This is a genomic window from Amorphus orientalis (assembly GCF_030814015.1).
In the GTDB taxonomy this organism is placed as follows: Bacteria; Pseudomonadota; Alphaproteobacteria; order Rhizobiales; family Amorphaceae; genus Amorphus; species Amorphus orientalis.
The window spans coordinates 121,649-133,667 of record NZ_JAUSUL010000002.1; the positions used below are offsets into that span (position 1 = coordinate 121,649).

12 protein-coding genes are annotated in these 12,019 nt (G+C 68.2%); 2 read left to right on the top strand and 10 right to left on the bottom strand.

The features are described from left to right. Nucleotides 1-136: 136 nt before the first annotated feature. From hisG to hisS, 3 genes are read right to left on the bottom strand one after another with little or no spacing between them, the layout of a single operon-like run. Complete coding sequence (gene hisG / locus J2S73_RS08395; RefSeq protein ID WP_306885067.1) at nt 137-1,120, bottom strand: ATP phosphoribosyltransferase; 984 nt, start codon at nt 1,118-1,120, stop codon at nt 137-139. Further along, complete coding sequence (locus J2S73_RS08400) at nt 1,117-2,247, bottom strand: ATP phosphoribosyltransferase regulatory subunit (RefSeq protein ID WP_306885068.1); 1,131 nt, start codon at nt 2,245-2,247, stop codon at nt 1,117-1,119. Before J2S73_RS08400 ends, hisG begins: the two co-directional genes overlap by 4 nt. Nucleotides 2,248-2,255: 8 nt before the next feature. Continuing rightward, on the bottom strand, nt 2,256-3,776 hold the full coding sequence (gene hisS, locus J2S73_RS08405) for a histidine--tRNA ligase (protein ID WP_306885069.1): 1,521 nt from the start codon (nt 3,774-3,776) through the stop codon (nt 2,256-2,258). Nucleotides 3,777-4,029: 253 nt separating this feature from the next. On the opposite strand from hisS, the gene J2S73_RS08410 reads away from it, so the two are divergent. Then, nucleotides 4,030-5,109, top strand: coding sequence for an NAD(P)-dependent alcohol dehydrogenase (locus J2S73_RS08410; protein ID WP_306885070.1), 1,080 nt, complete (start codon nt 4,030-4,032; stop codon nt 5,107-5,109). 59 nt (nt 5,110-5,168) lie between these two features. Here J2S73_RS08410 and J2S73_RS08415 read toward each other — a convergent pair whose 3' ends face one another. Further along, nucleotides 5,169-5,813 carry a Crp/Fnr family transcriptional regulator gene (locus tag J2S73_RS08415; protein WP_306885071.1) on the bottom strand — a complete coding sequence of 215 codons (645 nt, stop codon included), beginning with the start codon at nt 5,811-5,813 and terminating at the stop codon, nt 5,169-5,171. A gap of 71 nt (nt 5,814-5,884) precedes the next feature. Between J2S73_RS08415 and J2S73_RS08420 the strand changes: the two genes are divergently transcribed. Continuing rightward, nucleotides 5,885-6,463, top strand: a complete 579-nt coding sequence (locus J2S73_RS08420; RefSeq protein WP_306885072.1) for a hypothetical protein — start codon at nt 5,885-5,887, stop codon at nt 6,461-6,463. A gap of 45 nt (nt 6,464-6,508) precedes the next feature. Here J2S73_RS08420 and J2S73_RS08425 read toward each other — a convergent pair whose 3' ends face one another. The 6 genes from J2S73_RS08425 to J2S73_RS08450 form a co-directional block, all read right to left on the bottom strand. Continuing rightward, the gene (locus tag J2S73_RS08425) at nt 6,509-7,051 is read right to left on the bottom strand and encodes a DUF934 domain-containing protein (RefSeq protein ID WP_306885073.1); all 543 of its coding nucleotides are present in this window, start codon (nt 7,049-7,051) and stop codon (nt 6,509-6,511) included. Continuing rightward, nucleotides 7,048-7,797: a phosphoadenylyl-sulfate reductase gene (locus tag J2S73_RS08430; protein WP_306885074.1), complete on the bottom strand. Its 750-nt coding sequence runs from the start codon at nt 7,795-7,797 to the stop codon at nt 7,048-7,050. Before J2S73_RS08430 ends, J2S73_RS08425 begins: the two co-directional genes overlap by 4 nt. Further along, nucleotides 7,772-9,436, bottom strand: coding sequence for a nitrite/sulfite reductase (locus J2S73_RS08435; protein ID WP_306885075.1), 1,665 nt, complete (start codon nt 9,434-9,436; stop codon nt 7,772-7,774). Before J2S73_RS08435 ends, J2S73_RS08430 begins: the two co-directional genes overlap by 26 nt. Nucleotides 9,437-9,460: 24 nt before the next feature. Further along, nucleotides 9,461-9,775, bottom strand: coding sequence for a DUF2849 domain-containing protein (locus J2S73_RS08440; protein ID WP_306885076.1), 315 nt, complete (start codon nt 9,773-9,775; stop codon nt 9,461-9,463). A gap of 11 nt (nt 9,776-9,786) precedes the next feature. Then, on the bottom strand, nt 9,787-11,223 hold the full coding sequence (gene cysG, locus J2S73_RS08445; RefSeq protein ID WP_306885077.1) for a siroheme synthase CysG: 1,437 nt from the start codon (nt 11,221-11,223) through the stop codon (nt 9,787-9,789). A 173-nt stretch (nt 11,224-11,396) separates the two neighbouring features. Next, nucleotides 11,397-12,005 carry an NUDIX domain-containing protein gene (locus tag J2S73_RS08450; protein ID WP_306885078.1) on the bottom strand — a complete coding sequence of 203 codons (609 nt, stop codon included), beginning with the start codon at nt 12,003-12,005 and terminating at the stop codon, nt 11,397-11,399. Nucleotides 12,006-12,019 lie beyond the last annotated feature (14 nt).

Consider the following 12,019-nt stretch of genomic DNA (forward strand, 5'->3'; position numbering starts at 1 on the left):
GTCGTCCGGCGCGAGACTGACGGGTTTGGCCCGTTGCTCGAGACCGCCTCCATCCCCCCGGAGGCGGTCTCTTTTTTCGCAAAGACGGGACTTTGTCAGGCGAGGCGGATCAGGCTGTCCGCAGCGAGGATCGGAGTCAGACCCGCGCGGGCCCGATCGCCGCCTCGAAGGCGGACAGGAGGGCATTGTTCGGCTCGAACACGTCGTCCACGCGCGAGATCGTCACCGTTTCGGCGCCCTGCGCCTTCAGCCATTGGGCGCATCTGTAGGCCTGCTCGGCAGGGCAATGCAGCGTCATCGGCGAGGGAATGGAGCCGAACGGGGCGACGGTGCCGAACAGGTTGGCCGCTTCGGCGCCCGTGCGCAGCGGGTCGGAAACCACGGCCCGGATCTCGCGCACCGAACGGGCGCGCAGCTCCGCCGCGATCCGGTCGAGTACGGTGGTGGCGGCGGCGCGGGCCTCTTCCGTCCAGTCGGCGGTCCGGGCGGCCAGAAGGTGCGCCTCCGAACACAGGATGAGACCGCCATCGAGCACCTTCAGCGCGTTCGCCGCAAGCGTCGAGCCGGTGGTGGTGATGTCGACGATGATTTCGGCCGTACCTGCCGCCGGGGCACCTTCGGTCGCGCCCAGGCTTTCCACGATGCGGTAGTCGACGATGCCGGCTTCGGCGAAGTGGCGGCGGGCCAGGTTCACATACTTCGTGGCGACCCGCATGCTGCGTCCGTGGCGCGCACGGAAATCCTCCGCGACCTCGGCAAGGTCGTCGATCGTCTCCACGTCGATCCAGACCTGCGGAACGGCGACGACCACGTCGGCCTGGCCGAAGCCAAGCGGCGTCACGAGGTGCACGGCCTCCGTGCGCTCGGTGGCGTCGGAAACGGTCTCGTGGATCAGGTCCAGCCCTGTGACGCCGAAATGGACGTTGCCGGAGGTCACTTCTCGGGCGATCTCGGAGGCCGAGAGGAAGGCGATCTCGGCATTCTCAACGCCGGAGATCCCGGCCCGGTAGCGGCGCGAGCCCGCGGCACGGCGGATCTTGAGGCCGGCCCGGTCGAAGAAGGCGCTGACGTTCTCCTCCAGCCGGCCCTTGGACGGGATGGCGATGACCAGTGAACTCATGCCGCGCCTCCGATGCCGGTTTCGATGCCGAACCGGTCCAGCCAGACGGAAAAGCCGATCGCCGGGACCGGCTGTGGCGCTCCGAGCAGCGACAGCAGTTTGTCGTAGCGACCGCCGCCGATGGTCTGGGCTGTGTCGGGCCGGGCGGGATCGTAGAGCTCGAAGACGAGGCCCGTGTAGTAATCCAGACGCCGTCCGAAATCGGCTGCGAACGCGGTGTCGGCAAGCGGCACCCCGGCCGCCTCGAACGCGGACACCCGCGCCCGGAACCCGGCGAGGGCCTCCGACATGTCGACCCCTTCGGTCTCGGCGAAGGCCTGAACGGTGCGCTCCGCCTCCAGAAGAGGTGTCTTGATGGCCAGATAGCGTTCCAGCACGCCGGCCGCGGCCTGGGCCTCGGTGTCGCCGGCCGAAAGGGTGCCGGTGTCGCGCAGCCGGTCGGCGATCTCGTCGGCGGTGCGGCCGCCGGCAAGCGACAGGCCCGCGGCACCCAGCATGTCGGCGACGATGCGGTGGGCTTCCTCCGGTTCGACGCCGGCCAGCGCACGCGACAGTCCGGTCGGACCGGTCGTGCCGGCGAGGCCCTGGCCGCCAGCGAGCTTGGCCAGCGCGCCGGAGAGGCGTTCGGGCTCCCCGAACCATGCAATCAGTCGCCGCCGCCAGGCCGGCGACAGGGGCAGCGCCTCGACCAGTGCGGAGAAGAGCGTGGCGTCACCGACCCGGATCCGCGGCTGCGTCAGGCCGAGGGCGGCCGCCGCCTGGAGCGCGCGCGACAGGGCCGCGGCATCGGTCGCCGCGGTATCGGCGTGGCCGATCCATTCCACGCCGGCCTGAAGAAACTCCGCCGAGCCGGACCGGCGCTGGCGGAAGACCGGGCCGAGATAGCCGTAGGTGACGGGCTCGCTGCGGCCGGTGGCGCGGTGGGCGAGGCAGACCGGAATGGTGAAATCGGGGCGCAGGCAGAGGTCTTCGCCGAAGGCGCTGGTCGTCATGAACAGCCGGCGACGGATGTCCTCGCCGGCGAGATCGAGAAACACCTCGGCCGGCTGGAGGATCGACGGATTGACCATCTCGTCGGCGGTGTCTGCGAGCAGGGCACGCAGCGCGGTCAGTCGGTCGGAAGCCATCGTGCCCCTCAGCGCTCGGTGCCGATATAGCGGGAGACGACCTCGACCACGGTGGCGACCATCTCGCTCTCCGCCACGCTGGTCTGGGCAAAGCGCTCCTCGCGCCAGGTCTTGTTGTCGGTCACGCCCTTGGCGATGCGCGCGCCCTCGATCAGGTCCTTGATCTGGACCGTGCCGGTCTCGCGTTCCGACGACCCCTGGATGACGACGCAGGGCGCGTTGCGCCGGTCGGCATATTTCATCTGCGCCTTCATGCCGGAGGAGCCGAGATAGACCTCGCAGCCGAGATCGAGGCCGGCGTTTGCCAGCCCGGCGCGGATCTCCCGGGCGAAGCGCTGATAGGCGCCCATGGCCGCGGGATCCCGGTCCATCGCCATGATGACGACCGGGCCGAGGGGCTTGTCCTGTTCGCCTTCCCGGGCGGCCAGCGCGGCCACCAACCGCGAAACGCCGACGGAAAAGCCGGTGGCCGGCATGTCCTCGCCGCGGAAGCGCCCGACGAGACCGTCATAGCGGCCGCCGCCGCCGACCGAGCCGAAGCGCACCGGGCGGCCGTCCTCGTCGGTGATCTCGAAGGTCAGCTCCGCCTCGAACACCGGGCCGGTGTAGTATTCCAGCCCGCGCACGACGGAGGGGTCGATCTTCACCCGCTCGCCGTAGCCGGCGCCGTCGATCATTTCGCGGATTTCAGCGAGCTCGGCCAGGCCTTCCTTGCCCTTGTCGCTCTCGCCCAGCGTGGTCTGTTCGAGATCGGAGAAGAAGGTCTCGCCCAGATCGCTGGTGGCCGCGTCGATGAAGGTCATGAACTTGGCGACCGTATCCGCGTCGAGACCGGCACCCTTGGTGTAGTCGCCGCTCTCGTCCATGCGGCCCTTGCCGAGGAGCAGACGGACGCCGTCGGGACCGAACTTGTCGAGCTTGTCGATGGCGCGCAGCACCGAGAGCCGGGTTCCGGCGTGCCCGTCGCCACCGAGGCCGGCCGCCTCCATCACCCCGTCGAGCACCTTGCGGTTGTTCACGCGGATCACGTAGTCGCCGCGCGGGATGCCGATCGCCTCCATGGTGTCGGCGGCCATCATGCAGATCTCAGCGTCCGCGGCGACCGAGGCCGCGCCCACGGTGTCGGCATCGAACTGCATGAACTGGCGGAACCGGCCGGGGCCGGGCTTCTCGTTGCGGAACACCCAGCCCGCCCGGTAAGTGCGGTAGGGCTTCACGATCCGCTCGTAGTTCTCCGCCACGTGACGGGCGAGCGGCGCGGTCAGGTCGTAACGCAGCGACAGCCAGTCCTCGTCGTCGTCCTGGAAGGCGAACACGCCCTCGTTCGGACGGTCCTGGTCCGGCAGGAACTTGCCGAGCGCCTCGGCATATTCGACGAACGGCGTTTCGACGGGTTCGAAGCCGTAGCGTTCGTACACGGCGCGGATCTTCGCCATGACCTGTTCGGCCGCCTTGATTTCGGAAGCGGACCGGTCGGCGAAGCCGCGCGGCAGCCGCGCCTTCGGCAGATTGTCTTTGTCTCGGCTCATCGATCTGAAGCTTTGGGCGGCACAAGGGAAACGACGACATGCGAAGCGGCGCGGACGCGGCTTCGTGCGTTGTGGAGGGAGTAGACGAAAGGCGGGCCCGGAACAAGCCGGGGAGGGGGCGCGGCAGCCTCGGAAGCGCGGATCGTCGTTTCCGGAACGATTGGGCCGGACTTTATCCTGGATCAATGAAACCGGGAGGGGTTCGCGGGCAGGGTTGGCTCCAATCGACAGCCACTTTGAGGGGGACGACACCATGGCCGAGATGATCAAAGCCGCCGTTTTCGTGGAGCCCGGCCGGATCGAGCTGGACGACAAGCCGATGCCGGACATCGGCCCGAACGACGCGCTTCTCCGGATCACCACCACGACGATCTGCGGCACCGACGTGCACATCCTGAAAGGCGAGTATCCGGTCGAGAAGGGTCTGACCATCGGCCACGAGCCGGTGGGCATCATCGAGAAGCTCGGCTCCAACGTGCAGGGCTACAGGGAAGGCCAGCGGGTGATCGCCGGGGCGATCTGCCCGTCCGGCTACTCCAACGCCTGCCTCGACGGGCTGTGCTCCCAGGATGGCCAGCACCACAAGCACGGCCTCAAGCCGATGGGCGGCTGGCGCTTCGGCAACACGATCGACGGCACCCAGGCCGAATATGTCCGTGTGCCCGATGCCATGGCGAACCTGTCGCCGGTGCCGGATGGCCTCACCGACGAACAGGTGCTGATGTGCCCGGACATCATGTCGACGGGCTTCGCGGGCGCGGAATCCGGGAAGATCAAGATCGGTGACACGGTCGTCGTCTTCGCCCAGGGGCCGATCGGCCTGTGCGCGACGGCGGGCGCCAAGCTGTGCGGCGCGACCACCATCATCACGGTGGATTCCGTTCCCGAACGTCTGGAGATCTCGCGGGCCATGGGGGCCGATCACACGATCGACTTCCGCTCCACAGATCCGGTCGCCGAGATCATGAAGATCACCGACGGGCGCGGCGTCGACGTGGCGATCGAGGCGCTCGGCCTGCAGGCGACGTTCGAGAACTGCCTGCGCGTGCTGAAGCCGGGCGGAACGCTCTCCAGCCTCGGGGTCTATTCCGGCGACCTGAAGATCCCGCTGGATGCCTTCCATGCGGGCCTCGGCGACAACAAGATCATCACCTCGCTCTGCCCGGGCGGAAAGGAGCGCATGCGCCGTCTGATGGAGGTGATCTCGTCGGGCCGTGTCGATCTCAAGCCGCTGGTCACCCACCGTTACAAGCTGGATGACATCGTGGCGGCCTACGATCTCTTCTCCAACCAGCGCGACGGTGTGCTGAAGGTGGCGATCACGCCGAACTAGGAGCAATCCCAGGAAAAGTGGGAACCGGTTTTCCGTCCGGGATTGCGAGGAAAGACACTTCAGCACTCAAGCCGGGTTCGCTTCTCGGCCTTCTCCGCCGCGGAGAGAAGCCGGACGCGCCCACGCGCGGGACGGACGAGGGAGCCGCGTCGGGCCAGCTCGGCGATGGTCCGGTACAGCGCAGGTCCAGAGACTCCGAGATCGTCGGCGATCGACCGAAGAGATTGGTCCGGCGGCAGGGTGCCATCGGCATCGACGAGGTCGGCAAGCCGGGCGAGGACGCGTTCCGTAAGGGGCGTCATCGCCCTGAGTTCGAGAAGGCGCCGCGCCCGCATGAGCGACAGGGCGAGATGTGCAGCGAAATCCTGCGAAAGCTCCGGCGAACGCTCGAAGGCGCGGAGGACGGCCGGTCGCGGCAGCAGGCGGAGTTGCGTCGGAGCTGCGGCGACGGCGTCGCAGTGGCACGTTTCGGAATAAAGGGAGGCCTCGGCGAAGGTCTCGCCGGCGCGTCCCACGTGGATGCGAACCTGCTGGCCTGCATCGGTCGTCCGCAGAAGATCGACCCGGCCCTCGACCACCATCGAAAGTCCCGGTGTGGCATCGCCCTGCCGGAAGAAGACGTCGCCCGCCTGCATCCGGACGATGCGTGATTTCTCCGGCATGCAGGCGGCTTCGAGTTTCGAGAAGAATGCGGATGCCGACATGATCGCAATCATATCTCGCCGGCACCGCAGGTGCTACGGGTCGCTCACCATCGACGATCAGGGAGCGGCCGATGAGCACGCCATGGACAATCGCGGCGACCTTACTCGCCGGTCTGTTTCTGGGCGCCCAGTCCGGACATGCGCAGCACATGGATCACGCCGGGCATAGGACCGGTGCGACGCCGGCTCCCGCCGCCGACCGTGTCCTGCCGAGCGAGCCCGGCGATGCGGCTTTCGCGGCAATTGCGGAGATCGTCGCGCTGTTTTCGGCGGCTCCAGACACCGACTGGGCGCGCGTCGACATCGATGCGCTGCGGACCCATCTGGTCGACATGAACCAGCTTGTTCTGGCCGCCAATGTTACCGCCGAACCGATCGACGGGGGGCTGCGCATGCGGGTGGCCCGGGCCGGACGTGGCGGAGAGGCCGCCGGACGGATGGTCCCCGCCCACGGCCCGGTGCTTGCCGCCGAGACCGGCTGGTCCTCTCAGGTCGACGAGGACGGGGATACGATCGTCTGGACGGTTACCGGACCGACGGCGGACGATGCGATGAAGATCCGCGCCCTCGGTTTCTTCGGTCTGATGGCAACCGGCGATCACCACCGGGCGCATCACATCGCCCTCGCGAGAGGCGGCGCGCCGCATTGACGGCTGACGGAAACTTTCGCCCGTCTGCGCCCCCAGGCAGCGCCCTCACGCCACGCCGGGCGGAGAGCGGCGCATCCACGGGCGGATCGTCGAGACGGCGCCCTCATCACGGGTGGTCGGCTGATAGTAGACCGGCACGTCGGGCGCGCCACCGGCTTCCAGCACCTTGCGGGCGGCGGGTTTGGTGACGACGAAAGCGTCGAACCCGCACCGGGCCATCAGCGGCACCTGGTCCGCCAGCACGTTGCCGACGGCGCGGAGTTCGCCGGCAAAGCCGTAGCGCTCGCGGGCGAGCCGCGCGGTCGAGTAGCCGCGCCCGTCGGTGTAGGCGGGAAAGGCGATCGCCAGCACGGAGAAGCGGCCGAGATCGTCGGCGACGTCCTCGATCTTCTCGCCGGGCGAAATCAGGATGCCGAGCGGCTGGTTGGAGGCGCGCAGGCTCTCGCGCTCCTCCTGATAGCGGGCGAGCGGCACGATGGCACGTCCGTCTTCCGGCAGCGGCGCCTCCGCGTCGAGCACCACCCAGTCATCGGGTTCGAAGGCTCCGTTGCGGAAGACGTCCGCGGGCGTCTGCGTGTCGGTGCTCATGCCGCCCGGTCCCTGCCGAGATGGATGCCGCATTCGACCTTGCCCGATCCCTGCCAGCGTCCGGAGCGCTCGTCGGCGCCTTCCTCGACGCGCGAGGTGCACGGCATGCAGCCGATCGACGGAAAGCCCTGGGCGGTCAGCGGATGGGAGGGAAGCGCGCGCTCCTCCATGAAGGCGGCGAGGTCTTCCTTGGTCCAGTCGGCCAGCGGATTGACCTTCACGTGCAGCCCGTCCCACTCGACCAGGGGAAGCGCGTTGCGGGTCGCCGCCTGGAACCGCTTGCGGCCGGTGATCCAGGAATCATAGCCCGAAAGCGCCCGTTCCAGCGGCAGCACCTTGCGGATGGTGCAGCAGCGATCGGTGTCTTTGGCCCACAGGGTGCCCTGCGGGTCGTCCTCCGCGAGATCGTCCTCGGCGGGGGTGATCGACTGCACGTTGGTGAGACCGAGCTGGGCCGCGAGCTGATCCCGGTGACGCAGCGTCTCGGGAAAATGCTTGCCGGTCTCCAGGAAGATGACGGGGGCATCCGGCTTGATTTCGGCGACCAGCGCCAGCAGCACAGCCGATTCGCCGCCGAAGGAAGAGACCACGGCGACGCGGCCGGCGGAGCCCTCGAGCAGCACCGAGCGGAGCGTGTCCAACGAGCGCCGGACCTTCATCTGCCGCTCGAGAGCGACGGCGAGCTCGGCGCGGTCCTGTGGCGCGGACTCGAACTCCGAATCACGCTGCTGTGCGAGCGGGGCCATAGAGCGCCTCCTTGAAGGGGTGGTCGCCGAGACGGCGGTAGGCAGCCAGGAACGGCTCGTCAGGGCCGGTCCTGAGCTGAAGGTAGGTGTCGACGATGGTCTCCACGGCATCGACCACGTCGTCCTCGGAGAAGCCGCGGCCGATGATCTGGCCGATGGCCGCATCCTCGCCCGGCGCGCCGCCGAGGGTGATCTGATAGAATTCCTGGCCCTTCCGGTCGACACCCAGGATGCCGATGTGGCCGACATGGTGATGACCGCAGGCGTTGATGCAGCCGGAGATCTTGATCGACAGCGGCCCGATCTCGCGCTGGCGCACCGGATCGCCGAAGCGCTCGGAGAGCTTCTGGGAGACCGGGATCGAGCGGGCGTTGGCGAGCGCGCAGTAATCCAGGCCGGGGCAGGCGATGATGTCGGTGACCAGACCGGCATTCGCCTCCGCCAGCTCCGCCTCCACCAGCGCGGCGTGGACCGCGGGCAGCTCGCGGCGGGCGACGTGGGGAAGGACCAGGTTCTGCTCGTGGCTCACCCGGATCTCGTCGAACGAGTACCGTTCCGCGATATCGGCTACCGCTTCCATCTGCTCCGCCGTGGCGTCGCCCGGAATGCCGCCGATCGGCTTCAGGGAGATCGTGACGGACGCGTAACCCGGCGTCTTGTGGGCGTGGACGTTGGTCTCGCGCCACAGCGAATAGCCGGGGTCGTCGCTTGCGGCCTGGTCAGCGCTCTCCACCACGTCCACGTCGAAAGCCGGGGGAGCGAAATAGGCCTCGATCGCCTCGATGGACTCCTGCGGGAGCGTCAGGGCGCCGTCGCGGATCGCTTCGAACTCGGCCTCGATGTCGCGCTTGAGGTCGTCGATCCCGGTCTCGTGGACCAGGATCTTGATGCGCGCCTTGTACTTGTTGTCCCGGCGTCCGTAGAGATTGTAGACGCGCAGGATCGCCTCGAGATAGGCGAGCAGGTCGGGCTCGGCCACGAAGTCGCGCACCTTCTTGGCGATCATCGGGGTGCGGCCCTGGCCGCCGCCGACCCACACCTCGAAGCCCAGCGTGCCGGTCTCGTCCCGCTTGATCTGCAGGCCGATGTCGTGGACCCGGATCGCCGCCCGGTCGCGCTCGGCGCCCGAAACGGCGACCTTGAACTTGCGGGGCAGGAACGTGAACTCCGGGTGCAGCGACGACCACTGGCGGATGATCTCCGCATAGGGGCGGGGATCGGCCACCTCGTCGGCGGCCGCGCCGGCGAAATGGTCCGCGGTCACGTTGCGGATGCAGTTCCCGGACGTCTGGATGGCATGCATCTCGACGCTTGCGAGATCCTCAAGGATCGCGGGAATGTCGGCCAGTCGCGGCCAGTTGTACTGGATGTTCTGGCGGGTGGTGAAATGGCCGTAGCCGCGATCGTACTTGCGGGCGATGTGGCCAAGCATCCGCATCTGCTTCGAGGACAGCGTGCCGTAGGGCACGGCCACCCGCAGCATGTAGGCGTGAAGCTGCAGGTAGACGCCGTTCATCAGCCGGAGCGGCTTGAACTCGTCCTCCGTCAGTTCGCCTGACAGGCGCCGGTTGACCTGGTCCCGGAACTGCTCGGTGCGGGCCCGGACGAAGGCGTGATCGAATTCGTCGTAGCGGTACATGTCAGGGTTCGTCCTTCGACGGAATCAGGCTGCTGTGTCGACCTTGGCGGCGCCCTCGGCCTGCTTGCCGAGATCGAGGCGCACGGTGGGGCCCTTGGCGCGGATCGCTTCGCGCAGCTTCACGGGAACGAGGCCGCCGTTCTCGGCCCTCACGTCGATCGCATAAGGCTCGACCACTTCCCGGTTGGCGACATCGCGTTCGGCGGCCGCAAGGGCGGCCTCCACGGCGGCGTCCTCCTCAAGGGCGGTCACGTCATCGATGTCCTCGACCCAGCGGTGGCTGCGGCCGAGAAAGACGACGATGCCGTCGGTCAGGCGATTGGCGGTGATGACCTTCATGGGACGGGGCCTCAGGCAGCTGCGACGAACGCCCGCTCGGCGGCGAGCGGCTGTGCGTGGGTGGCTCCGGCGTGGGCGACGGCCTCGCCGATGACGATGAGAACGGGGCCGGACACGTCCGGACGGCGGGCGAGCGCCGGCAGATCGTCGAGCCGGCCGGTGAGAAGCCGCTCGTCGGAGCGGGCCGCGTTCTCCACGACGCCGACAGGGGTCGAGCCCTTCAGGCCGGCGGCCATCAGCCGGGTGGCGATCTTGCCGGCGACCGTGCGGCCCATGTAGACGGCCACGGTGGAACCGGAGAGCGCGAGATTGGCCCAGTCCGGCAGCACGCCGCCGTCCTTGTCGTGGCCTGTGGCGAACACGACGCTGGAGGTGACGCCGCGCAGCGTCAGCGGGATCTTCGCCGAGGACGCGGCGGCCAGGGCAGCCGTCACGCCGGGAACGATCTCGTAAGCGATATCGGCCTCTTCCAGCGCCGCGATCTCCTCGCCGGCACGCCCGAAGATCATCGGATCGCCGCTCTTCAGGCGAACCACGCGCTCGCCGCGCCGGGCGCGCTCCACCAGGATCTCGTTGATGCGCTGCTGGGTGACGGAATGGGCGCCCTTGGCCTTGCCGACGGCGACCCGTTCCGCGTCGCGCCGGCCCATGGCGACAACCGCATCGGGAACGAGCTGGTCATGCACGATCACGTCGGCCTCCTGAAGCACGCGCTGGGCGCGGAGGGTCAGCAGGTCTTCCGCACCGGGTCCGGCGCCCACCAGCGTCACGTAGCCTGCCCCCGAGCGATGGCCGATCAGGGTTTCAGCCGTGTGACGGGCGGCATCCTCGCCTTCTTCGCGCAGGGTGTCGGCTACGGAGCCTGCGAAGAACCGCTCCCAGTAGCGCCGCCGCTCGACGCCGTCCTTGAACACGGAGGCGATGGTGTCGCGCAGGTTCTCGGCGATGCGCGCCAGCGCGCCGGTCTCCCGGGGCAGCATCGCCTCGATCTTCGCGCGGATGTGACGGGCCAGAACCGGGCCGGTGCCGGACGAGGTGATGGCGACCGCCACAGGCGCCCGGTTGACCAGCGCGCCCACGTAGAAATCGCAGATTTCGGGACGGTCGACCGCGTTGACAGGCACGCCGGCGGCGCGGGCGGCATCGACCACGGCCCGGTCATCCGCCTCCTCGCCGGAGGCGGCGAAAACGAGGGCCGCGCCCTCGACGTCGGAAACGGAAAAGTCGCGGGCATGCCAGGAGGCGCCGGCGGTCTGCACCGCCTTCGATGCGGCAGGCGACAGCTCCGGCGCGATGACGACCAGGTGAGCGTTGGTTTCCGACAGGAGCCGGATCTTCGCGCCGGCCTCGTCCCCGCCGCCCACGATCACGACCCTGCGTCCCTCGACCCGGTGGAAAGTCGGGAAGACGGAGAGTTTGCCGGCGTCGGTGTGCGGTGCTGCACTCATGAGGTTTCGGCTCCCGGACTGTGTGCGCTTGGCGCAAATCCACGATCAGTCTGGAAGAGATAGAGAAAGCCGGCACGCTTTACGCGACATGGTTTTCCAAATCGCGGCGACGAGACGGAAAAGGAATCCGATTGCACTGCAAAAGCGGCGATTCCGGCCGCATCGGCCGGTTTTCAGCCGCGGAAGAGCTCCGGCTTCTGCAGCATCAGGGTCTGAATCAGGATGAGGAGCTTGGCATCCATGATGGCGCCCCTGGACTGGAGGTCGGCTAGGTCCGCGAGCGGCAGCTCGATCACGTCGATGTCCTCGTCCGCGTCGTGCCCGCCGCCGTCGTGGACCCGGTTGGCGTCCGAGTAGACGCCGAGATAGAGCCGGATCGATTCCGTCAGGGCGCCGGGAGAGGTGTAGACGGTCGTGACGTGCTGCAGATCGCCGAGGGCGAGCCCGGTCTCCTCCTGCGCTTCGCGGCGGCAGGCGGTCTCGTCCGAGCCGTCCTCCGGATCGATGATGCCCGCGCAAGCCTCCATCAGGAACGGATCGGGTTCCCCGTTGAGCAGGAGCGGGACCCGAAGCTGGCGGACAACCACTGCTGTGCCGCGCACCGGATCGTACGGCAAGACCGACACCACCTGACCGTGGTCGTGGATCTCGCGCTCCATGTCCATGGGCGCCTTGCCGGGCCGCTCGATGCGGACCTGCACCTTGTCGAGCGTCAGGAAACCGCTGTGCAGGCGCTCGGTGGAGAGCACCGACACTGTTCGGTCATTGGAGAATGAAACCATGGAGGATCCAACGG